This window comes from Bradyrhizobium vignae (assembly GCF_004114425.1).
In the GTDB taxonomy this organism is placed as follows: Bacteria; Pseudomonadota; Alphaproteobacteria; order Rhizobiales; family Xanthobacteraceae; genus Bradyrhizobium; species Bradyrhizobium vignae.
The window spans coordinates 83,928-106,500 of record NZ_RDQF01000001.1 but is presented as its reverse complement, the minus strand read 5'-3'; the positions used below and the strand labels follow the sequence as shown (position 1 = coordinate 106,500).

Here is a 22,573-nt window from a genome sequence, read left to right as displayed (position 1 = left end):
GCGCTGCAGAGCCGGGGCCCATGAGCGTGGACGAAAAGCTGGGTCCCGGCTTTGCGGTGCACCGCTGAAGAAGCGCTGCACCGCGTCCGGGGGTACGCAGGTGGCTTAGCTCTACTTCTTCGCGAGCCCGAGCGTCTCGATCACCTTGCGCTCGGACTCCGTGACCTCGGCGACGAACTTCTTGTAGTCGTCGGTGTTCTTGTAGTTCGGGACCATGTCGTATTTGGCGAGCGTTGCCACGACCGCCGGATCCTCGATCGCCCTCCTGAACGCATCGTGCAGCTTGGCGACGATCTTGGGATCCATGCCTTTCGGACCTGCGATGCCGAACGGGGAATCATAGACCATGGGATAGCCCAGCTCCTTCAGTGTCGGCACATCAGGATAGTTCGGCGAGCGTGAGCCGGTCCACACCATCAGGAGCCGCAGCTTGCCGGCGTCGACCAGCGGCCGCCATCCCGTGGAATCAGCCTGAAGCATGGTGTGCTGTCCCAGCACTGCGGCGTTGGTTTCCGCGCCGCCCTTGAAAGGGACTTGCGTCAGCTTGATGCCGGACAGCGCGGCGATCTGCTCCATGCCGATATGCAGCGACGTGCCGGCGCCCGGCGTGGCGTAGGTCACCTTGCCCGGGTTCGCCTTTGCAAACTCCACCACGTCCTTCCAGCTCTTGAACTGCGACTCCGCGCTGGTCGTCACACCGAAGGTGTAGCCGGTGAGATGGACGATATAGGTGAAATCCTTCGCCGGATCCCACGACACCTCCTGCATCAGGGGGAGGCGGAACACCGTGATCGGGATCTGCGAGATGGTATAGCCGTCCGGCTTCGCCGCCGCGGCCATCGTCGCCGGTCCGACCGTGCCGCCGCCGCCGGCTTTGTTGTCGATCACGATCGGTTGCCCTAGCACCTTCGAGGCGCTGTCGGCGATCGCTCGCATCGAGATGTCGGTCGATCCGCCGGCCGGCCAAGGCACGATCAGCGTGATCGGCTTGGTTGGGTAGTCCTGCGCACTGACGGCAGTGGTGAGCAATGCGCCCATGACGGCGTGCAGCGCGGCAAATGCGATCGTCTTCAACCCGTATCCCGACATCGAAACGCCTCCCTCGCGGCGGCCTCTTTGGGACCGCCGTCTCTCGTTCTTGTGAGATGATTGTTTCTGAAATCGAGTGAGAAGAAAAGCGCATTGCGCGGACCGCGTGCGGCGGTCGGCCGGGTAACACCGGCAAAGCCGCTACATGCGACAATTCGTCGTTTGGCCGCGTGCCGAGGGACGGAATTTGACGCGCCTAAGCCGTCAGGCCACGCGCCGCACCATGTTCAGCGTCTCGATGGTGCGGCCCACCTCCGATGCGAGGCACGGCTTGCCGAAATAATATCCTTGAACGGCGGTGCAGCCGCATTCGCGGACGAAATCGAGTTGCTCCTCGGTCTCCACCCCCTCGGCCGTGGTCTCGACGCCGAGCACGGAGCCGAGGCTTGCGATCGTTCTGACGATGGCGACGCTCTCCGGGCTTTCGCCGAGCGTGCCAACGAAGGACCGATCGATCTTGATGCGATCGAACGGAAACTTGCGCAAGTAGCTCAGCGAGGAATAGCCGACCCCGAAATCGTCGAGACTGACGCGCACGCCGAGGGCGCGGAGCTGATGCAGGATGTCGATCGTCGCCTCGCTGTCGTCGAGCAGCGCCGTCTCCGTGACCTCGAGCTCGAGCCGCTGCGGCGGCAGGCCGGCTTCCGCAAGTGCGCTCGCGACCATCGCCACCAGCCCGCGGGAGCGGAACTGCACCGGAGACAGGTTCACCGCGACGGTGACGCCGGGCCAGGCCGCGGCGGCCGCGCAGGCCGTGCGCAGCACCCATTCGCCGATCGGAACGATCAGCCCGTTCTCCTCCGCGAGCGGGATGAACTCGGCCGGAGAGACGAAGCCGCGCGAGGGATGCTTCCAGCGCAGCAGTGCCTCGAAGCCGGTGAGCTCGGAGGAATCGAGCCGCATCTGCGGTTGGAACACCAGGTGGAATTCATGTCCTTCGAGCGCGCCGGCCAGATCCTGCTCCAGTGCGTGCCGGCTGCGCGCCTCTTCCTCCATCTCGGGCTCGAACAGCTGATAGGCTCCGCGCCCCTTGGCCTTGGCTTGGTACAGCGCGAGATCGGCGCATTTCATCAACTCGTCGGCATCGAGCCCGTGGTCGGGTGCAATCGCGATGCCGACGGAGACGCCGACATGGATCGGCTGGCTTTCCAGCGGCGGGGGATGACCGATGATGTCGACCAGGCGATGGGCGAGCTCCTCAGCCGATTGCGGTTGCGGCCCACGCTGGAGCACGGCGAATTCGTCACCGCCGAGCCGCGCGACGGTGTCGTGTTCGCCGACATTCTCCTTGAGGCGCGCCGCGACCCAGCGCAGCAGGCGATCGCCTGCGGCGTGGCCGAGGCGGTCGTTGACGGTCTTGAAATTGTCCAGGTCGAAGCACAGCACGGCCATGGCGCCGCCGGCGATCGCAACCTGGTTCAGTCCCTCGCCCATCTTCTCGTGAAACAGCGTGCGGTTGGGCAGGTCGGTGAGCGAATCGTGCCGCGCCATGTGCGCCACCCGGGCCTGGGCCTTGTGACGCTCGGTGACGTCCTCGTAGGTGACGACCCAGCCGCCATGCTCCATCCGCTTGTGATTGAGCTTGATGATGCGGCCGTCGCTCAAATGGCGGTGCAGCGTGTGCTCGCCCTCGCGCAGCCTCTCGACATAGTCGGCATAGAGCTTGGCGCCGGTCGTGCTCGGATGATTGCCGAGCTCGCAGCTGTGCTCCATGATCTCCCGCATCGAGACGCCGGGCTTCACCATCTCCGGCGACAGTCCGTACATCTCGATATAACGGCGATTGCAGACGATCACGCGCAGGCTCGCATCGAGCATGCACAGGCCCTGGCTCATGTTGTTCAGTGCGGCATCGAAGCGGCGATATTGTTCGCGCAGCTGCTCGATCGCACGCTCGCGCTCGGTAATGTCCTCATAGGTGGCGACGAAGCCGCCCTCGGGGAGCGCGCAATAGCGGACCGAGATCACGGTGCCGTTGGACATGTGCCGGCGGATCGGCGAGGCGTCCCGCTTTTCGATCCTGCTCCTGGCGACTTCCACCAGCTGCTGCGGAGTGCATTCGGAAGAGAATGCGCCGCTCCCCATCGAGCGCTCGATCAGCTCGGAGAGGTGTGTGCCGGGCCTGGTCTCGTCCAGCGACAGAAGGTAGATCTTGCGGTAGGTGGTGTTGCAGACGCGAAGGCGCATGTCGCTGTCGAAGAAGGCGAGCCCGTGCGCCATGTTCTCCAGCGCCGCGTCGAGCATGACATTCTGCTGCCGCAGCGTCTCCTCGTATTGCAGGCGCTCGGTGACGTCTTCGTGCACCGTCACCCAGCCGCCGTCGGGCAGGAACCGGGAGACGGCCTGCACCATTCGTCCGTCATAGCGCATCACCAGCAGCGTTTTCGCCCGCCGCGTGCGTACGTCCTCCAGCCTGGCGTCATGGAATTTATCGGGTGAGGTGCCTGGCAGATTGCCGCGCGAGATCCAGTGCTCGATCACCGCAGAATGCGAGGCCCCCGGCTTCACGATTCCGGGATCGAGGTTATAGAGCCGCAGGACGCGATCGTTGCAGACGACGACGCGACTTTCAGCGTCATACATGATGAGGCCGTGCGACATGTTGGCGAGCGCGTGCTGGCTGCGCTCGGTCTGGACGCGCAATTCCGCCTCGAGTCGGGCGAGGCGAGTGACATCGTCGCAGATCGTCATCCAGCCGCCGCCGGGAAGCGGCTTGAGCGCGAGTGCCATGACGAGGCCGCTGGCAAGCCGCTGCTCGGTGCGGAACGGCTTGCCCGCGGAGATCTGGTCAATCCGCGCCGAGTACAGCGCGTCGAGCTCGTCCGCCGGGAAGTTGCCGCGCGAGGCGCTATGCGCAAGCACCTCACGATAGCTGGTGCCGATCCGCACGATCTCGGCCGACATGTCGAACAGGCTGAGGTAGCGCTGGTTCACCAGCACGATCCGGTTGTCGGCATCATAGACGCAGACGCCCTGCTCCATGTGGTCGAGCGCAAGCTGGCTCAGCGCGACCAGGGCCTCCGGGCCCTGCTCGCTGCGTGCACCAGGCTCGTTGTCGCGGGTCGACATCATGGGGTCGGCGGGACCTCGGCAGGCAAAAGACTTAACGCAACCTATTCCGGCCACCGAGGGTAGCGAAGAGCCCGGAAAATTCCCTTAATCGCAGTAGTTTATGGAGGGTGACTGACGCTGGAGAGCGTGTCCTCATTGCAGAGGTCCCTGCGAGAGTCGGCCGAGAGGGCGCAACATATCAGGTGTCCGGCGTATGGGCTGAGCGTTCCTCTACGGCCCGTACAACACGAGCTCCGTGTCCGTGAGATCGCCGAGCTGTGGCCGATGCGGGCCCTTGAAGTATTTGCGGCCGCGCCGCTCGGTATGAATGCCGACGAGGCCGGGAATCGGCTCATTGGAATCGACGGCCACCGAAATCTTGCCGAGCCGCAGCAGCAACCGGCCGATGCGGCCGGCGCATTCGGCATATTCGGCGGCACTCCGGCAATAGATCAGCTTCATCGCCGGCGGTGCGATGAAACCGCGGCGCATCCGCACCGGTTGCAGGATGAAGGGGAACGTTCCCTTCGGCGTGCGGCAGACGAGGCTGAGGCAATTGTAGCGCGCATGCCGCGTCAGGAGCTCGGTCTCCATTTCCGAAAGCCCCTCGATCTCCTTGGCATGCGGCGCGATGACCTCGATCTCGCTCCAGCGTGGCGCACGCGCCAGCGCAGGGACCGAGAAGAATATGCCGCGGCAATAGGCGCGAAAGCCCTGCGTCTCGATGATCGGCCAGGTCCATGGCGCCGGACTGATGTTGAAATAAGTGACGTCCTTGTGCCGCTGGGCGATCTTGGTCAGCAGCGGGGCGTAGTTGCGATAGGCCGGGTCGACATACCAGCTCGACAAATTGCACCGGATGGCGGTCTCTTCGCCGATCTTTCGCGCGGTATAGATCAAGAGCAGCACGCCGACCGGCGTGCCGTCGTCGTCGAGCATGTAGCCAAAGCGCGGATAACCGTCCGGCACGGGTCGGAAGGCCTGCCGGCGCAGGCCCTGAATCCAGTATTCGCGTGAGCGGCCGACGAAGCCGCGCGTCAGCAAGTCCGCGACCTTGTCGACGTCGGACTCGGTGATTTCGCGGCATCGAACCTTGGTATGGATCACGCTCGTCTTGCCCGTAGAAATGGTCGGCCTCGTGAGTTGCGTTAGCGCCAGCCTTCGCCGTGGGCGCCTGCCGCAACATGCGGCTGCAGGCCCAGGACGTCCCGTACCTTGGCGGGCCAGGCTGAAAGATCGGTGCCGTGGGTGTGGAACATGGCGACGGCGAGGCGATCCATGCCGAAGGCAACGCAGCCGGTATGGGCCGGCTCGCCATTGGCGTCCTGGATTCCCCAGGTCGTGCCGAAATGCTCGCGATGATAGTTGAAGCTCATGCAGGCAGTCGGCTGTTCCTCCGAGCGCAGCGGAATGAGGAGCTCGAACTTGAGCTGTTGCTGCTTCTGGCTCACCGCCTTCATCTGGCCGACCCGGCCGAAGAACGGATCGCTGGCATAGTCGACGCGGAAGGTGAGGCCGAGGTCGCGGGCGATGGCCTGCGCGCGCACCATCCAGCGCTCGCGGAAATCGGCGACGTCGTCGGGCGTGCCGATGCAGACATATTCGCGCATCCGGAACGATTGCAGCCGGTCGAGATGTTTCGACGGCTCACGGCGGAAGCAGTCGGCGGCGACGTCGAAGCGCAGGCCGCCCTTCGGCAATTGGCCACGGCTCGCCGCGATCGGGTAGACGGGATAGCAGGCGGCCGGAGACAGCACGAGGTCGGCGGGCGACAGTGACGTCGTCCAGTCGCCGCCGGTATCGAAGCGGCTGACCGCGGCGTTGATCTCGCGCTCGGTGCCATGCAGGCCGCAGACGCAGCCGAGCAGGTTCGGGAAGCTCTTGAGATAGCCGGATTTTTCCAGCTGCGCGCGGCTCATCACCGGCGGGAAGCGCATCACTTCGGTACCGGCTTCGCGATGGCTGGTGATCAACCCGGCGAGCTTCTCGACGACGCCCTCATAGAGCGCGGTGCGGGCATAGACGCCATCGGCGCCCATGCGGTGGAACAGCTTGTCGGCGAGATGATCGAGCGGATCGATCACTTGCGGCGCAGTATCGGGCGAATTGGGGAGGACGGCAATATTCATGGGGTCGATGTCCTGCTATCTCGAAATTGTGCTTGTTGGTCTGGTCGCGAAGGCACGTCAGTCATGAAGACTCGATGGCACCCCGCTCATCAGCGTCGAGGTGGCGGCGTTGGCCAGAATGCGGTCGTTGTTGATCATGATCGGCGACGACAGCACGTCGCGGAGGTGCCGGCCCATGGTGAACTCGCCGTCGTTGCGGTAGCCGGAAAGGCCCGCGGTGCGCATAGCATGCATCACGGTCTCGACCGCGAGCTCGGAGGCCTGCACCTTCAGCAGCGTGATGGAGGACTGGAAGTCGAGCGAGCCGAGCGCCCGCTCGTCATGCTCGGCGCTGGCGAAGGCGTCGATGTTGGCGGCAATCAGCGCGCGCAGCTTGGCCAGCGACATCTTGGCGGCGGTGAAATGCGCCGCGGCCGGGGGCATCTGGCCGCCGGAAGAGCGCGCAGCCTTACGGATGAAAGCCTGCGCGCGGGTCACGGCCGCAGCGGCGATGCCGGCCCAGGCCGACGACCAGCACAGATGCGCGAACGGCGTCATGGTCTGGGCGTGGATCTTGTCATAGGATTCCGGAAAGACGCGGTCGGCGGGGCAGTCGACCCTCAGTTCGAACCCGGTCGAGCAGGTGCCGCGCATGCCGAGCGTTTCCCAGCCGAGCGTCCGCTTCAGCGAATAGTCGTCCTTGGCGAGCGCCAGCAGCACCTGGTCGGAGGCGGCGGCATCGGTGGCGCGGCGGGCGATGGTGACGAGGCCGTCGGCTTCGGCACCATAGGAGATCACGGTGGCGTCGCGCACGAGCGAGACGGTGTCGCCGGCATGGTCGACCGCGGCAGCGCTGGCGCGGATGTTGCCGCCATTCTGGCCCTCGGTAGTGGAAGAGGCGAGCAGCCACTGGTCGCGGGCGACCCGGCGCATCATGGTCTCCATCCAGGGAATGCCATGGCCGTGCCTGACGACGCAGGCGACCTTGGTCTGGTGCATCGCGTAGATCATCGCCGTCGAAGCGCAGGCGCGCCCGAGCGTGTAGCAGATGTCGGTGACGTCATAGATCGAGGCGCCGAAGCCGCCGAACTCGACCGGAACCATCACGCCGAGCAGCTTTTGCTCGCGTGCGACGTCGAAAGCCTTGTGCGGGAAGCGGGCGTCGCGATCGACCCCGTCTGCGTCGGCTGCGGCCGCTGCGGCGGTCCGCGCGGCACGCTCGATCAGGGAGGGACCCTGCTCGAGAAATCCGGTCTGCATCTCGTCGACAGTGAGGACTGCTTCACGCACGTTCATACTCGTCCGCCTCCGGTTTGCCGTTCGAGATCGCCGGCATCATTCGCGATGCCGCTTGAAGCGATCCTCCGGCCATCTTTGCTTGTGAGACGAGGCTACGGATTTAATTCAAATTCGTCGATGAAATAGAGGGTAAACAAAACCCAATTCCGAACGAACAGTTAAGGTCCGGTTGTTTGCATCACCCGATTTTCCAGCATCGTGTTAGGATTCCGGAAGAAGCCTGAATTTCGGACAATCTGAGTCATCGTTTACTAAGAAGCGCGAAGTATTGCTGCCGCCCATTGCAGGACCGGCAGACCGTGCCCATCGTGGCCGGCAGTCCGATCCGCCTCCGATAGACAGATGGGAATTTGCCGATGCAGGCCTCCGATACCGATTTGCGCAACCGCATCATCAAGCTGGTGAAGGGCATTCTCGAACAGAACTCGCTTACCGCTGACGTCACGCCACAGGCGAAGCTCGTCGATATCGGCCTGACCTCGATGGACATGGTCAATCTGATGCTCGGCGTCGAGGCGGAGTTCGATTTCACCATCCCGCAGTCCGAGATCACGCCGGAGAATTTCCAGTCGGTCGAGACGCTGGAGCGGATGGTCGCGACCCAGCTGCAGCCGGCAACGGCGGCTTAAGTCGAGCGCACGGCTCCTTCCACGGCGTCGTCCGCGCTCCTCACGCGACCGCCGTCACCCCTCCACCCCCGTTCCAAATCCGCCGCAAAACTGGCATAGCTTAACCATGTCACATTTGGTGGACAGGGTGGAGCAGGCATGACGCGGGCGGTATTGGGTATCATCGGGGGCTCGGGCATCTACGACCTGCCGGGCCTCGAGGGTGCTCGCGAAGAGGTGATCAAGAGCCCTTGGGGCGAGCCCTCTGCGCCCCTGCGGCGTGGCTCCATCGCCGGCCTGCCGGTGGTGTTCCTGCCGCGGCATGACAGGGGTCACCGGCTCTCCCCCTCCGACATCAACTACCGTGCCAACATCGACGTGCTGAAGCGCGCCGGCGTCACGGACTTGATCTCGCTGTCGGCCTGCGGCTCCTTCAAAGAGGAACTTCCGCCGGGCACCTTCGTTCTCGTCGACCAGTTCGTCGACCGCACCCACAAGCGCGAGAGCTCGTTCTTCGGCCGAGGCTGCGTCGCGCATGTGTCGATGGCGCATCCGGTCTCGCCGCGGCTGCGCATCCATCTTGCCGCGGCGGCTGAGGCCGAGGGCATCGCGATCGCGCGCGGCGGCACCTATGTCTGCATGGAAGGGCCGCAATTCTCCACTTACGCGGAAAGCATGACCTACAAGACGCTCGGCTATTCCGTGATCGGCATGACCAACATGCCCGAGGCGAAGCTCGCGCGTGAGGCGGAGATTTGTTACGCCACCGTTGCAATGGTGACGGATTTCGACTGCTGGCATCCCGATCATGACGCCGTCACCGTTCAGGACATCATCCGCGTGCTGAACTCGAACGCCGACAAGGCGAAGGCGCTGGTGGCGCGGCTAGCCAAGGATTTCCCGCGCGAGCACGAGTCGTGCCCGATCGGTTCGGACCGCGCGCTCGACACCGCGCTGATCACGGCGCCCGAGGCGCGCGATCCCGAGCTTCTGAAGAAGCTCGACGCCGTGGCAGGACGCGTGCTGCGGGCGTGATACGAAAGGCAGAATGCCATGAAGGTCGACGGCAAGCATTTCCGCAGCATCTGGCGCGAGCGTGACGGCTGGTCGGTCGGTGCGATCGACCAGCGCCGGCTGCCGCATGAATTCGTCATTGCGAGGCTGACGGCGTGTGAAGACGCGGCAGTTGCCATTCGTGACATGCTGGTGCGCGGCGCGCCGCTGATCGGCGCCACCGCCGCTTACGGCATGGCGCTCGCCATGCGCGAGGATGCCTCGGACGAGGGCCTGAAGCGCGCTTATGACACGCTCGTCGTGGCGCGGCCGACCGCGATCAATCTGAAATGGGCCCTGGACGAGATGCGCGCGGCGCTCGCGCCGATCGATCCGGTGGAACGGGCGGAAGCGGCCTATGCGCGCGCCGACGAGATCGTCGAGCAGGACGTCGAGATCAACCGTGGCATCGCCGACAACGGTCTGAAGTTGATCGAGGCGATCGCGGCGAAGAAGCCGGGCGAAGTGGTCAACGTGCTGACCCATTGCAACGCCGGCTGGCTCGCCACCGTCGATTGGGGCACGGCGACGGCGCCGATCTATCTTGCACATGAGCGCGGCATCAAGGTCCATGTCTGGGTCGACGAGACCCGGCCGCGCAACCAGGGCGCCTCGCTCACGGCCTGGGAGCTCGGCCATCACGGCGTGCCGCACACGGTGATCCCGGACAATACCGGCGGACACCTGATGCAGCACGGTATGGTCGATCTCGCCATCGTCGGCACCGACCGCGTCGCCGCCAATGGCGACGTCTGCAACAAGATCGGCACCTATCTCAAGGCGCTTGCCGCGCATGACAATGGCGTGCCCTTCTACGTCGCGCTGCCGTCGCCGACGATCGACTTCGCCGTCCATGACGGCATCCGTGACATTCCGATCGAGCAGCGCAGTGGCGTTGAAGTCACCGACATGACCGGCCGCACCGCAGACGGAAGGCTGGAGACGGTACGCATCGTGCCGGAGAACTCGCCGGTCGCGAATTACGCCTTCGACGTGACCCCGGCGCGGCTTGTCACCGGCCTGATTACCGAGCGCGGTGTGCTGAAGCCGGATCGTGACTCGCTGGCCGCAGCGTTCCCGGAGCGGATCGCGGCTGCGGCCGAGTAGATTTGGTTGGTCGATATCTCGCCACCGCCGTCATCGCGAGCGTAGCGAAGCAATCCAGAATCTTTCCGCGGAGACAGCCTGGATTGCTTCGCTGCGCTCGCAGTGACGGAGTATGACGCGCTATCTCAGCTTCAGCCCCGTCGCCTTCTCGAGATCCGCGATCGCCTGCGCCCCACTCGTTACCTTGATCGTCGTCATGCCCATTTCGCGCGCTGGCTTCAAATTCACGCCGAGATCGTCGAGATAGACGCAATTGTTCGGATCGACCTTCAGCGTCTCGACCATCATCCGGTAGATGCGCGGGTCAGGCTTGCGTAGGCCGATCTTGGCGGATTCGATGACGTGGTCGAACAGCACCATCACCTCGGCGATGCAAAGTGAGCGTCCGGTCATGCTGCCGATTGCGTTAGCCGGCAAATTGTTGGTGATGCAGCCGGTCTTGAATTGTGCCTTGATCCGCTTCAACGCCTCGACCATCTCCGGCCGCAGATCGCCCTGGAGCAGCGGCAGCACGTCGCGTCCGCGCACTTCTGCGCCAAGCGCGCGGGACTCCTCGGCGAACAAGTGATCGAAGGTTTCGATATCGACCTCGGCCCGCTCGAACCTGGCCCAGGCGTTCTCCTGGTGATTGGCTGCGTTCGTGCGCCGGATGATGTCGGCGGGCAGGCCACGTTCGGTCTCGAACCGCGTGAACGCCTCGAATGGTGAGCTCGTCAGCACGCCGCCAAAATCAAAGACCACAGCCTCGATCGCCAATGTCCTGCCCTCGTCAATTCCTTTCCAAGAGGGCTAGCATGCGTTATCGGCAAGAGCCAGTCCGAAGCTGTCCCCCTCCTCACCGGATGCTGACGCCAAAGCGTGTTCCCATGAAGAAGCTTGCCACGTTCATCACAGCGGCGCTGCTGCTCGCCACACCCGCCCACGCCATCGTCGGTGGCGGCACGCCGCAAGCCGACGGCATTGCGCGCGCCATCGTTACCATCGTCGGCTCGCGTGGCAATTTCTGCACCGGCAGCCTGATCGCGCCAAAAGTAGTGTTGACGGTGGCCCACTGCGTGCAGCCCGGCGCGGACTACAAGATCGTCGAGCGTAGCGCCGATGGTCAGCCGCAATTGCTGAATGTCCGTACCGTCGCGATCCATCCGAATTTCAACATGCAGGCGATGCAGGCGCATCGCGCCACCGCCGACGTGGCGCTGCTGCAACTGGATATTCCACTCAAGGGAAAATCCACGGTGACCGTCGGCATGCCCGCGATTCCAATCCAGGTCGGCAGCCGCTTCGTGATCGCCGGTATTGGCGTCACGGTGCGGGGCGACGGCAAGAGCGGCGGCACGACGCGCGTTGCCGGCCTCGTTACGACCGGCCAGCCCGGCACGCTCCAGATTCGCCTGGTCGATCCCGTAACCAACGGTGTTCGCGACGGAATTGGCGCCTGCACCGGCGATTCCGGCGGCCCCGTGTTCGAGGACAAGCCGAATGGTCCCGTGCTCGTCGGTCTCATCAGCTGGTCGACAGGGCCGAACGGCGCCGCAGGTTGCGGCGGATAGACCGGCGTGACGCCGCTGACGCTCTATCGCGACTGGATTTTGCAGACCGCGCGGAGCTGGGGTGCGGCGCTGTGATTTGACCTCGACTTGATCTATGTCATTTTGAAGCGGAAGCGCGATGGGCGACCATGCCCGTCGCGGAGGAAACGCGTCGCCCGATCAAGGGCGGCCACAAAAACAAGCAAGGCTTAGAAGCAACAATGAATGTCGCTGTTCGCAGTCACGCCACCACCAAGCAGGCCTCGGAACATTTCGACGTGCTGATCGTCGGCGCCGGCATCTCCGGCATCGGCAGCGCCTATCATATCGAAAAGCAGCTGCCGGGTACGAGCTACGTCATTCTCGAAACGCAGGCGACGTTCGGCGGCACCTGGAGCACGCATCGCTATCCCGGCATCCGCTCGGACAGCGACCTCCACACCTTCGGCTACAGCTTCAAGCCCTGGGTCGGCCCGCCCATCGCGACCGCCGAGGAGATTCTCTCCTACATGAAAGAGGTGATCGACGACAACGATATCGCCCGTCACATCCGCTACAAGCACAAGATCAATTCCGCGAGCTGGTCGAGCGAGCAGAATCTCTGGACCATCGAGGCGACGACCACCGATACGGGCGAGGCAAAGACCTTTACCGCAAACTTCCTCTGGATGTGCCAGGGCTATTACCGCCATTCGGAGGGCTATACGCCGGAATGGAAGGGAATGGACCGCTTCAAGGGTCGCATCGTCCATCCCCAGACCTGGCCGGATGATATCGATCTCGCGGGCAAGAACGTGGTTGTGATCGGCTCGGGCGCGACCGCGGCGACGCTGGTGCCGAACATCGCGGACAGTTGCGCGCACGTCACCATGCTGCAGCGCTCGCCGACCTATTTCCGCCTTGGCCGCAACGCCATCGAGATCGCGGAAGAGCTGCGCCGGCTTCAGGTTGACGAAACCTGGATCCATGAGATCGTGCGGCGGAAGATCTTGTTCGAGCAGGATGCGTTCACGAAGCTCTGCGTGTCCAAGCCTGAGCAGGTCAAGAAGGAGCTGATCGGCCAGATCAGCGCAGTCCTCGGTCCCGACTACGACGTCGAGACCCACTTCACGCCAAGATACCGGCCGTGGCGGCAGCGCATCGCCTTCGTGCCGGATGCCGATCTGTTCAAGGGCATCGCCAGCGGCAAGGCTTCGGTCGTGACCGACGAGATCGAATGCTTCGTCGAGAACGGCGTCCAGCTCAAATCGGGCAAGCTGCTGGAGGCCGATATCATCATCACCGCGACCGGCTTCAATCTTGCCGCGCTCGGCGACATCGCCTTCGAGATCGACGGCAAGCCGCTTGCCTTCGGCGACACCGTCACCTATCGCGGCATGATGTTCACGGGCGTGCCGAACATGGTCTGGGTGTTCGGCTACTTCCGCGCCAGCTGGACGCTGCGCGTCGACCTCGTCGCCGATTTCGTCTGTCGGCTGCTCGGACACATGAAGGCCAAGGGCAAGAAGAAGGTCGAGGTGAGGCTGCGTCCCGAAGACCACAACATGCCGATCCTGCCCTGGATCGATCCGGAAAACTTCAACCCCGGCTACATGATGCGCAACATGAACCTGCTGCCCAAGCGCGGCGACAAGCCGGAATGGCAGCACAGCCAGGATTACTGGACCGAGAAGGACGAGATCCCGAAGACGGACCTGGATGATAAGGCGTTTGTTTACGGGTGAGGTCGTTCGTAGGCGTGGGGTGAGGGCGGCGACGCTAACCCCACACCCAACTGTCGTCCCGGGGCGCGAAGCGAGCCCGGGCGACACCGTTTACTGGGGTAGCGGCGTTCCAACTCAGTCGCAGCACACTCACGAATTCCGTCGCGTCGCATTCGCGGCAATCGCCGCAGCCGCGGTCCGGTTCTCCACGCCGAGCTTGGAGTAGATCTGCTCCAGATGCTTGTCGACCGTGCGCGGGCTGAGGCCCAAGATTTGCGCGATGTCGCGGTTGGTCTTGCCCTTGCTGAGCCAGGCCAGCACCTCTCCCTCCCGCGTGGTGAGGCCGAGCTCGCTGGTGAATTCGGGTGGCAGCGCGGTGCCGGACTCCCTGGAGAGCCGCAGCAGGAACTCGTTCGGCGCGGTCTCGCCCATGTAGAAGAGCCGAAGTTGCGGATTGTCGGGCAAGGAAGCTCCTTGAGACTTCGAGCTGCCCTTGGCTTTGGCCTGCTCCAGCCATTGCAGCAGCGATGGCGGCAGGATGAAGTCCTCGGCCTGTGCGCCCTGATGATCCGACAGCAGCTTCTGCGCCTGCGGCGTCGCCCAGAGCACGGTGCCCTGGCGATTGACGGCGAACAGGAAGCGGCCGGAGACGTCGAGTGCGGCGCGCGCGCTCTGGGTCAGCCGGGCATTGCCGAGATGGACGCGGATGCGCGCCAGCATCTCCTCGATCACGATCGGCTTGGTCACGTAGTCGACGCCGCCGGCTTCCAGTCCACGAACGATGTGCTCGGTCTCCGCAAGACCTGTCATGAAGATCACGGGGACGTTGGCGAGACCCGCATCGCGCTTGAGCCGGCGGCAGGTCTCGAAGCCGTCGATGCCCGGCATCACGGCATCGAGCAGCACGATGTCGGGCGTGATCTGATCGATGATGCGCATCGCCGCGGCGCCGTCGAGCGCCACCATCACCGTCATGCCGGCGCCGTCGAGCGCGTCGGTGAGCAGCCGCAGCGTCTCCGGGGAATCATCGACAACGAGCGCGACGTCGCGCTTCTTTGGTTCAATGCTCATAAGCATGCAACGTCTTCAATGTAGCCATGTACTGGTCGAGATCGAAGCGATCGACCAGCGACCGCATCTGCGCGACGAAGTCGGCATGTTCAGGATGCTCGCTGCCGATCTCGTCCAGCTTCAACTGGATGCCCTTGACGTAGCCGATCTGGCCTAGCCCGATCAGCGCCTCGATGTGCCGCAGCGGCGGCTTTGATCCGGTCTCGGGATGCCAGAACGGCACCGCGACCTCGTCCGAATCGTATTGCCATTCGAGCTTCAGGAGCTGGCGGATCGTCTCCAGCAGCCGCGGGATGTCGATCGGCTTCATCAGGTAGCCGTCATGGAAGGGTTGTGCAAGTGGCGCACCGTGGGCCTCGATCGCGCTTGCCGAGACCATCAGGATGCGCGCTTGGTGATGTCCGTTCGCGCGCAGGGCCTCGGCGACAGCCCAGCCGTCCATGGCAGGCATCGAGATATCGAGCAGGAATAGATCGGGCCGGCAATGCTGTGCCAGCGCCAGGCAGCCCGCGCCGTCGGGTGCGCTTAGCAGGATGAAGCCGAGCGGTGTCAGCACCTCGCGCAGGAGGTCGCGATGCACGGGATCATCGTCGGTGACGAGGATGGTCTTGCGCGCGCCGTGATAGCCGGAGACCGGCGCCTCCACCGGCGCGATGCGCTGGGGATTGGCGACCTCCGAGAGCAGGATCTTGACCTTGAACGTTGAGCCGGTGCCGACCGTGCTCGTGACCTTGATATCGCCGCCCATCACGCCGGCAAGGAGGCGACTGATGGTCAGGCCGAGGCCGGTGCCGGTCTGCGGCTGCGCGACGCCGAGCGCGCCGCGTTCGAACGGCGCGAAGATGCGCTCGAGATCGTCGCCTTGGATGCCGGGGCCGGTGTCGATCACCTCGAACTCGGCAACGGGGCTGCGATAGTGCACGACGAACTGCACGCTGCCGGTCTGGGTGAATTTTATGGCATTGGAAAGCAAATTGATCAGCACCTGGCGCAGCCGCTTCTCGTCGGCATAGACGACGACCGGCAGATGCGCCGGCCGCCTGAACACGAAGTCGATGCCTTTGGCGGCAGCCTGGAGGCGGAACATGCCGACGAGCTGGTCCAGGAATTCGCTCAAGCGCACCTCGTCGCGCGACAGATACAGCCGCCCCGCCTCGATCTTGGAGATGTCCAGGATACCGTCGATCAGGCCGGACAGGTGATCGGCGCTGCGGCGGACGACGCGGACCTGGTCGCGCGGCTTCGGGCCCAGCGTCGTATCCTGCTCGAGCAGCTGGGCATAGCCGCTGATCGCATTCAGCGGCGAGCGCAGCTCGTGGCTCAGACCCACCACGTAGCGGCTCTTGGCCAGATTGGCGGATTCGGCGACCTCCTTGGCACGCTGCAGTTCGGCGTCGGTGCGCTTGTGCGCGTCGATCTCCTGGATCAGCAGCGCAGTCTGACGCCGCGTCTCGGCCTCGGCGGCGCGGCGGCTCTGCTGCGCCAGCACGAACAGCCAGGCCACCACGCCGATGATGATGCTGAGCGAGAAGAATACCTTCCACAGCACGTTCGAGACCAGCATGTTTTCACCATGCACGCTGGCCGAGGTCTGGAGATAGATCAGTCCGAGCACCAGCGCGACGAGGCCGGCGGAGACCACGAAGACGCCGATATAGTGGCCGAACTGCGAGTTGATCCGCGCATAGATCGGCTGCGGCAGAATTCTGCCGAGTGCGTCGGCGAACTGCACTTGCGCACGCCCGTGTGGCTTGCAGAGATCGTGGCAGCGGGCGTCGAGCGAGCAGCACAGCGAGCAGATCGGGCCGGCATAGGCGGGGCAGGAGGTGGTGTCTTCAGGCTCGAAGCTGTGCTCGCAGATACAGCACTGGATCGCCTCGATATTGGCCCAGCTTCTCTTCGGTTTGCGCGCGATATAGAATTTTCCGTCCGTCAGCCAGGCGATCACAGGCGCGGTGACGAAGGCGACCGTGAGCGCGACGAAGGCGGCGAGCGCCTTCATGGTCGGGCCGAACAGGCCGTAGAACGCCGCGATCGAGACGATGATCGCGAGCGTCATCGCGCCGACACCGACCGGATTGATGTCGTAGAGATGCGCCCGCTTGAATTCCATCTGCGGCGGACGCAGGCCGAGCGGCTTGTTGACCACGAGGTCCGACACCAGCGCGCCAACCCAGGCGATCGCGACGTTGGAGTAGAGCGCCAGCGTCTGCTCCAGCGCCTTGTAGACGCCGATCTCCATCAGAAGCAGCGCCACCATCACGTTGAACACCAGCCAGACCACGCGGCCGGGATGGCTATGGGTCAGGCGCGAGAAAAAATTCGACCAGGCGATCGAACCCGCATAGGCGTTGGTGACGTTGATCTTGATCTGCGACAGGATCACGAAGATGCCGGTCAGGGCCAGTACGAGGTCCGGCTCGGACAGCACGTAGCGAAAGGCGACGAGATACATATGCGCGGGCTCGGCGGCCTCTTCGGCCGGCACGCCATGGCTCAGTGCAAAGAACGCGAGGAACGAGCCGGCCAGGAGCTTCAGCGCGCCGAGCACGATCCAGCCCGGCCCCGCGCTCATCAGCGCGATCCACCACGATGCCCTGGAGGCGCGGCGGTCGCGCGGCAGAAACCTGAGGAAATCGACCTGCTCGCCGATCTGCGCCACCAGCGAGAACACCACGGAGGATGCCACGCCGAACAGCAACAGGTCGAAATGCCCGTTGAGGTCGCCGTGTTCACCGGAAAACTTGCGCCATTCCGTGAACGAGTGGGGATTGGCCCAGGCGATCGCGACAAAGGGCAGGATGTGCAGGATGATCCAGAGCGGCTGCGTCCAGAGCTGGAAGCGGCTGATCAGTGTGATGCCGTAGGTTACGAGCGGGATGATCGCCACCGCGCTGATGAGGTAGCCGATCGGGCGCGGAATGCCCAAGCACATCTCCAGTGCGGTCGCCAGGATCACCGCCTCCACCGCGAAGAAGATGAAGGTGAAGGACGCGTAGATCAGCGACGTCACGGTCGAGCCGATATAGCCGAAGCCGGCGCCACGGGTGAGGAGGTCGATGTCGATGCCGCATTTGGCGGCATGATAGGCAATCGGCACGCCGCAGCAGAAGATGATGGCGGAGACGACGAGGATCGCGGCCGCGGCGTTGGTGACGCCGTAATTCAGCGTAATGGTGCCGCCGATCGCCTCCAGCACCAGGAAGGAGATCGCGCCGATTGCGGTGTTGGCGACGCGGGCGGCAGACCACCGCCGCGCGCTCTTGGCGGTGAAGCGCAGCGCGTAGTCTTCCAGCGTCTGGTTGGCGACCCATTGGTTGTACTGGCGCCTGACGCGGTCTATTCGCTGCCGCCCTGCCACCTAACCCTACTCCCGATACGGACCCGGACCCCTCGCAAATTCCGTACCAAAAGCCTACGTCGGCATTTTGCGGTGCAGTATACGCGATCTTGCGTATGCTTGGGCTGCATAAATTCGAGCCATCCTCACGGGCACCAATCGCGTGTTCTCGAACAAAAGTGGGGTGCTCATGTCAGACGAAGCAAACAAGGGCCTGTTGTCGCCGCTGCGGCGCAAATTGTTGATGGGAATGGCGGCCGTGCCGGCCATCACGATGCTGCCGCGGGCGTCCTTTGCGCAGGCGCCGGCGACCTCGGCGGTCAACACCACGGGTCTGGCAGTTACCGACACCGAAGTGACGGTTGGCATCCTGCATTCGGCGACCGGCACCATGGCGATCTCCGAGACCGGCTCGATCCAGGCCGAAAAGCTCGCGATCGAGCAGATCAACGCGGCGGGCGGCGTGCTCGGCCGCAAGATCAAGTTCATCCAGGAGGACGGCGCATCGGACTGGCCGACTTTCGCCGAGAAGGCGAAGAAGCTGCTTGTGAACGACAAGGTTGCGGCGATCATGGGCTGCTGGACCTCGGCCTCCCGCAAGGCGGTGCTGCCGGTGGTCGAGCAGTATAACGGCATGCTCTACTACCCGACCTTCTACGAAGGCCTCGAGCAATCTAAGAACGTGATCTACACCGGCCAGGAAGCGACCCAGCAGATTCTCGCCGGCCTGAACTGGATCGCCAAGGAGAAGGGTGCCAAGTCGTTCTTCTTCATCGGCTCGGACTACATCTGGCCGCGCACCTCCAACAAGATCGCCCGCAAGCACGTCGAGAATGTGCTCAAGGGCAAGGTCGTCGGCGAGGAATACTATGCGCTCGGCTCGACCCAGTTCAACTCGGTCATCAACAAGATCAAGCTGACCAAGCCCGACGTGATCTTCACCGACGTCGTCGGCGGCTCCAACGTCGCCTTCTACAAGCAGCTCAAGGCGGCCGGCGTCGATCTCGCCAAGCAGCCGCTGCTCACGATCTCGGTGACCGAGGATGAGATCGACGGCATCGGCGGTGAGAACATCGCGGGCGCCTATGCCTGCATGAAGTACTTCCAGTCCCTCGACAATCCCAACAACAAGGCTTTCGTGTCGGCGTTCAAGAAGATGTGGGGCGAGAAGACCGTGATCGGAGACGTCACCCAGGCTGCCTATCTCGGCCCATGGCTGTGGAAGCTGACGGTCGAGAAGGCCGGCTCCTTCGACGTCGACAAGATCGCCGCTGCCTCGCCGGGCGTCGAGTTCAAGGGAGCTCCGGAAGGCTACGTGCGCGTCCACGAGAATCATCACCTCTGGTCGAAGACCCGGGTGGGACGCGCCAAGCTCGATGGCCAGTTCGAGCTGATCTACGAGACCGCCGATCTCGTCGAGCCGGATCCGTTCCCCAAGGGCTATCAGTAAGAGCCGCGGCGTTCCCCGCACTTTCCCCCAAGGCAAAACCGCTCCCTGGCGTGGACCGCAAGTCCATGCCTAAAGCCCCCGCGTCGCGAATCTGCCCGCGACGCGGGACCCTTTCCCGACGGAGGACATAGATGTTCGGCGACTATTCGATTGGCGACCTCGGCTCGATCTTCGTCATGCAGGGGTTTGCCGGACTGATCCTGTTCTCCGTCTACGTTCTGATGGCGCTCGGGCTCGCGATCATCTTCGGCCAGATGGGCGTCATCAACATGGCCCACGGCGAGTTCATGATCCTCGGGGCCTACGTCACCTGGATGACGTCAAATCTCTTCCAGACCTATTTGCCGAGTCTGTTCAGTGGTTACTTCTTCCTCGCCATGATCCTCGCTTTTCTCGCCTCCGGTGCGTTGGGGATGGTGGTGGAATGGGTGCTGATACGGCACCTCTACAAGCGCCCGCTCGACACGCTGCTCGCGACCTGGGGCCTCAGCCTGATGCTGCAGCAGGCCTATCGCTCCGTTTTCGGCGCGCGCGAGGTGGGTGTCGAGCTGCCGCAATGGATGCTCGGCTCGCTGCACGTGACCGACAGCATCGAGGTGCCGATCAACGGCGTCTTCGTGATGGGGCTCACGGTGCTGATCACCATCTCCGTCGCCTACGTTCTCTACATGTCGCGCTGGGGCCGCCAGGTGCGCGCGGTCGTGCAGAACCGCGTCATGGCTGGCGCAGTCGGCATCAACACCGAGAAGGTCGATCGCTTCACGTTCGGCCTCGGCTGCGGCATCGCGGGCGTCGCCGGCAGCGCCTTCACCATGATCGGCTCGACCGGGCCGACGTCGGGGCAGCTCTACATCGTCGATACGTTCCTGGTCGTCGTGTTCGGCGGCGCGGCGAGCCTGCTCGGCACCATCGCTTCGGCCTTCTCGATCTCGCAGACGCAATCCACCCTCGAGTTCTTCATGTCGGGCTCGATGGCCAAGGTGCTGACGCTGCTCGCGGTCGTCGGCATCCTGATGCTGCGCCCGCAGGGTCTCTTCGCCCTCAAGGTCCGGAAATAACGAGAGGCAAGTCATGATCATCAACTCACGCTTCTTCAACCGATCCGAGCTCATGGGCTTCATTGCCTTGGCCGCCGTGTTGTTCGTGATCCTGCCGCTGACGCTGGACGTGTTCCGCCTCAACCTGGTCGCGAAATATCTGACCTACGCCTTCGTCGCGCTCGGCCTCGTGCTGTGCTGGGGTTATGGCGGCATCCTGAGCCTCGGGCAGGGCGTGTTCTTCGGCCTCGGCGGCTATTGCATGGCGATGTTCCTCAAGCTCGAGGCCTCGAGCGTCGAGAACACCAAGATCCAGTCGACGCCCGGCATTCCCGATTTCATGGACTGGAATCAGATCACGGCGCTGCCGTTGTTCTGGCAGCCGTTTCACAGCCTGACCTTCACCATCTTCGCCATCATCCTGGTGCCCGGCCTGTTCGCCCTGATCATCGGCACCGCGATGTTCAAGCGCCGCGTCGGCGGCACCTATTTCGCGATCATCACCCAGGCCGTCGCCGCCATCCTCACCATCCTGATCGTGGGTCAACAGGGCTATACCGGCGGCATCAACGGCATGACCGATCTGCGCACGCTCAAGGGCTGGGACATCCGGCCCGACCACGCCAAGATCATCCTGTACTTCGTCGAGGTGGTGCTGCTGTTCGCCTGCATCGGCATCGCGCAATTCATCCGCCTGACCAAGCTCGGCCGCATTCTGGTGGCGATGCGCGAACAGGAGGACCGCGTCCGCTTCTCCGGCTATAGCGTCGCCAATTTCAAGATCTTTGCCTTCTGCATGGCTGCGATCTTCGCCGCGATCGGCGGCGCCATGTTCGCGCTCAATGTCGGCTTCATGTCGCCGTCCTTCGTCGGCATCGTGCCATCGATCGAGATGGTGATCTACACCGCCGTCGGCGGGCGGATGTCGATCTTCGGCGCGATCTGGGGCGCCATCCTGGTGAATTTCGCCAAGACCAGCCTGTCGGAATCTTTTCCGCAACTCTGGCTGTTCGGCCTCGGCGCGCTGTTCATCGCCGTCGTTCTCGCCTTCCCGAACGGTCTGTCCGGGCTCTGGGCCGATTACGTGCAGCCGCGCATCGATCAGCTGTTCGCCTCGCGCAGGGCGAAGGCGGGCTGGAACGACAACTCCGTCGCCGACGGCGCGCCGGCAGAGTGAGGAGGTAGATCATGCTCATCGGTCATCCCGATGCCGATGCCACGCTGGCAGTGAGGAGATAGATCATGCTCATCGGTCATCCCGATGCCGATGCCACCCTGGCAGTGAGGAGGTAGATCATGCTCATCGGTCATCAGCCCAAGGAATTCCTGCTCGCGGTTTCCGGACTGACCGTCTCGTTCGACGGCTTCAAGGCAGTCAACGATCTCTCCTTCTACGTCGAGGAGAACGAGATCCGCGTCATCATCGGTCCCAACGGCGCGGGCAAGACCACTGTGCTTGACCTGATCTGCGGCAAGACCAAGGCAACGTCGGGTTCAATTCAGTTTCGTGGCAAGGAGCTCACGAAAATGAGGGAAAACGAGATCGTGCAGACCGGTGTCGGGCGCAAGTTCCAGACGCCGTCGGTGTTCGAGGACCTCACCGTTTTCGAGAATCTCGAGATCTCGTTTCCGCGCGGCCGCACCGTGTTCGGCTCGCTGACCTTTCAGCGTGATCAGCTGGTGAAGGACCGGGTCGAAGAGGTCGCGGAGATGATCTTCCTGAAGGACAAGCTCAATACCTATGCCGACGAGCTCAGCCATGGCCAGAAGCAGTGGCTCGAGATCGGCATGCTGCTGATCCAGGATCCGGACCTGTTGATGCTCGACGAGCCCGTCGCCGGCATGAGCGTGTCCGAACGCGCCAAGACAGCCGAGCTGCTCAACCGCATCATCAAGAATCGCTCGGTGCTGGTGATCGAGCACGACATGAAATTCGTCGAAGACATCGCGCACAAGGTCACCGTGCTGCACCAAGGCCAGATCCTCTCGGAGGGGACGATGGAGAAGGTGAAGAACGATCCCAAGGTCGTTGAAGTCTATCTGGGACACTGACGATGGCGAGTAAGGGGCAAGCACGCGCGGTCCACCCCTCCCATAGGGAGAGGTCGAATGGCGCAGCCATTCGGGT

At 63.6% G+C, this 22,573-nt stretch carries 16 protein-coding genes and 1 pseudogene; 9 read left to right on the top strand and 8 right to left on the bottom strand.

What is annotated here, in order from left to right; all coding sequences use genetic code 11:
• Positions 1 to 111 precede the first annotated feature (111 nt).
• From EAV90_RS00435 to EAV90_RS00415, 5 genes are all read right to left on the bottom strand, one after another.
• Positions 112 to 1,089, bottom strand: a complete 978-nt coding sequence (locus EAV90_RS00435) for a tripartite tricarboxylate transporter substrate binding protein (RefSeq protein WP_122406203.1) — start codon at positions 1,087 to 1,089, stop codon at positions 112 to 114.
• 204 nt (positions 1,090 to 1,293) lie between these two features.
• Positions 1,294 to 4,158: a PAS-domain containing protein gene (locus EAV90_RS00430; protein ID WP_245509432.1), complete on the bottom strand. Its 2,865-nt coding sequence runs from the start codon at positions 4,156 to 4,158 to the stop codon at positions 1,294 to 1,296.
• 213 nt (positions 4,159 to 4,371) lie between these two features.
• Positions 4,372 to 5,247, bottom strand: coding sequence for an acyl-CoA acyltransferase (locus EAV90_RS00425; RefSeq protein ID WP_122406201.1), 876 nt, complete (start codon positions 5,245 to 5,247; stop codon positions 4,372 to 4,374).
• Between the two features lie 41 nt (positions 5,248 to 5,288).
• Positions 5,289 to 6,269: an amino acid--[acyl-carrier-protein] ligase gene (locus EAV90_RS00420; protein WP_129142287.1), complete on the bottom strand. Its 981-nt coding sequence runs from the start codon at positions 6,267 to 6,269 to the stop codon at positions 5,289 to 5,291.
• A 57-nt stretch (positions 6,270 to 6,326) separates the two neighbouring features.
• Complete coding sequence (locus tag EAV90_RS00415; protein ID WP_122406199.1) at positions 6,327 to 7,544, bottom strand: acyl-CoA dehydrogenase family protein; 1,218 nt, start codon at positions 7,542 to 7,544, stop codon at positions 6,327 to 6,329.
• 359 nt (positions 7,545 to 7,903) lie between these two features.
• On the opposite strand from EAV90_RS00415, the gene EAV90_RS00410 reads away from it, so the two are divergent.
• The 3 genes from EAV90_RS00410 (at position 7,904) to mtnA (ending at position 10,315) form a co-directional block, all read left to right on the top strand.
• The gene (locus EAV90_RS00410) at positions 7,904 to 8,176 is read left to right on the top strand and encodes a phosphopantetheine-binding protein (protein WP_122406198.1); all 273 of its coding nucleotides are present in this window, start codon (positions 7,904 to 7,906) and stop codon (positions 8,174 to 8,176) included.
• Positions 8,177 to 8,314: 138 nt separating this feature from the next.
• Positions 8,315 to 9,190 carry an S-methyl-5'-thioadenosine phosphorylase gene (locus tag EAV90_RS00405; RefSeq protein WP_122406197.1) on the top strand — a complete coding sequence of 292 codons (876 nt, stop codon included), beginning with the start codon at positions 8,315 to 8,317 and terminating at the stop codon, positions 9,188 to 9,190.
• Positions 9,191 to 9,208: 18 nt separating this feature from the next.
• The gene (gene mtnA / locus EAV90_RS00400; RefSeq protein WP_122406196.1) at positions 9,209 to 10,315 is read left to right on the top strand and encodes an S-methyl-5-thioribose-1-phosphate isomerase; all 1,107 of its coding nucleotides are present in this window, start codon (positions 9,209 to 9,211) and stop codon (positions 10,313 to 10,315) included.
• A 120-nt stretch (positions 10,316 to 10,435) separates the two neighbouring features.
• On the opposite strand, the gene EAV90_RS00395 is transcribed toward mtnA, so the two are convergent.
• On the bottom strand, positions 10,436 to 11,071 hold the full coding sequence (locus tag EAV90_RS00395) for an HAD-IA family hydrolase (RefSeq protein WP_162500519.1): 636 nt from the start codon (positions 11,069 to 11,071) through the stop codon (positions 10,436 to 10,438).
• A 110-nt stretch (positions 11,072 to 11,181) separates the two neighbouring features.
• Here EAV90_RS00395 and EAV90_RS00390 point away from each other — a divergent pair.
• Positions 11,182 to 11,940: pseudogene (locus tag EAV90_RS00390) on the top strand (S1 family peptidase).
• Between the two features lie 125 nt (positions 11,941 to 12,065).
• A complete protein-coding gene (locus EAV90_RS00385) occupies positions 12,066 to 13,568 on the top strand; it encodes a flavin-containing monooxygenase (protein ID WP_162500517.1) in 1,503 nt (500 codons plus the stop codon).
• A gap of 129 nt (positions 13,569 to 13,697) precedes the next feature.
• Here EAV90_RS00385 and EAV90_RS00380 read toward each other — a convergent pair whose 3' ends face one another.
• Together EAV90_RS00380 and EAV90_RS00375 are read right to left on the bottom strand one after the other, a co-directional pair.
• Positions 13,698 to 14,624, bottom strand: a complete 927-nt coding sequence (locus tag EAV90_RS00380) for a response regulator transcription factor (RefSeq protein ID WP_162500516.1) — start codon at positions 14,622 to 14,624, stop codon at positions 13,698 to 13,700.
• Entirely contained in the window at positions 14,608 to 17,979 is a 3,372-nt protein-coding gene (locus EAV90_RS00375) for a hybrid sensor histidine kinase/response regulator (protein ID WP_129142286.1), read from the bottom strand. Before EAV90_RS00375 ends, EAV90_RS00380 begins: the two co-directional genes overlap by 17 nt.
• A 169-nt stretch (positions 17,980 to 18,148) precedes the next feature.
• Between EAV90_RS00375 and urtA the strand changes: the two genes are divergently transcribed.
• The 4 genes from urtA to urtD all read left to right on the top strand — a co-directional run bounded on the left by urtA (position 18,149) and on the right by urtD (position 22,497).
• Complete coding sequence (urtA, locus tag EAV90_RS00370; RefSeq protein WP_122406191.1) at positions 18,149 to 19,408, top strand: urea ABC transporter substrate-binding protein; 1,260 nt, start codon at positions 18,149 to 18,151, stop codon at positions 19,406 to 19,408.
• A 131-nt stretch (positions 19,409 to 19,539) separates the two neighbouring features.
• Entirely contained in the window at positions 19,540 to 20,466 is a 927-nt protein-coding gene (gene urtB, locus EAV90_RS00365) for an urea ABC transporter permease subunit UrtB (protein ID WP_122406190.1), read from the top strand.
• 13 nt (positions 20,467 to 20,479) lie between these two features.
• On the top strand, positions 20,480 to 21,622 hold the full coding sequence (gene urtC, locus EAV90_RS00360) for an urea ABC transporter permease subunit UrtC (protein ID WP_164936714.1): 1,143 nt from the start codon (positions 20,480 to 20,482) through the stop codon (positions 21,620 to 21,622).
• 119 nt (positions 21,623 to 21,741) lie between these two features.
• Entirely contained in the window at positions 21,742 to 22,497 is a 756-nt protein-coding gene (gene urtD / locus EAV90_RS00355; RefSeq protein ID WP_027575221.1) for an urea ABC transporter ATP-binding protein UrtD, read from the top strand.
• Positions 22,498 to 22,573: the final 76 nt, after the last annotated feature.

Excerpts from the sequence above, each read along its gene's own strand:
- EAV90_RS00435 (WP_122406203.1), bottom strand. The coding sequence starts at position 1,089 with ATGTCGGGATACGGGTTGAAGACGATCGCATTTGCCGCGCTGCACGCC.
- EAV90_RS00430 (WP_245509432.1), bottom strand. The coding sequence starts at position 4,158 with ATGTCGACCCGCGACAACGAGCCTGGTGCACGCAGCGAGCAGGGCCCG.
- EAV90_RS00420 (WP_129142287.1), bottom strand. The coding sequence starts at position 6,269 with ATGAATATTGCCGTCCTCCCCAATTCGCCCGATACTGCGCCGCAAGTG.
- EAV90_RS00415 (WP_122406199.1), bottom strand. The coding sequence starts at position 7,544 with ATGAACGTGCGTGAAGCAGTCCTCACTGTCGACGAGATGCAGACCGGA.
- EAV90_RS00410 (WP_122406198.1), top strand. The coding sequence starts at position 7,904 with ATGCAGGCCTCCGATACCGATTTGCGCAACCGCATCATCAAGCTGGTG.
- EAV90_RS00405 (WP_122406197.1), top strand. The coding sequence starts at position 8,315 with ATGACGCGGGCGGTATTGGGTATCATCGGGGGCTCGGGCATCTACGAC.
- mtnA (WP_122406196.1), top strand. The coding sequence starts at position 9,209 with ATGAAGGTCGACGGCAAGCATTTCCGCAGCATCTGGCGCGAGCGTGAC.
- EAV90_RS00385 (WP_162500517.1), top strand. The coding sequence starts at position 12,066 with ATGAATGTCGCTGTTCGCAGTCACGCCACCACCAAGCAGGCCTCGGAA.
- EAV90_RS00380 (WP_162500516.1), bottom strand. The coding sequence starts at position 14,624 with ATGCTTATGAGCATTGAACCAAAGAAGCGCGACGTCGCGCTCGTTGTC.
- urtA (WP_122406191.1), top strand. The coding sequence starts at position 18,149 with ATGTCAGACGAAGCAAACAAGGGCCTGTTGTCGCCGCTGCGGCGCAAA.
- urtB (WP_122406190.1), top strand. The coding sequence starts at position 19,540 with ATGTTCGGCGACTATTCGATTGGCGACCTCGGCTCGATCTTCGTCATG.
- urtC (WP_164936714.1), top strand. The coding sequence starts at position 20,480 with ATGATCATCAACTCACGCTTCTTCAACCGATCCGAGCTCATGGGCTTC.
- urtD (WP_027575221.1), top strand. The coding sequence starts at position 21,742 with ATGCTCATCGGTCATCAGCCCAAGGAATTCCTGCTCGCGGTTTCCGGA.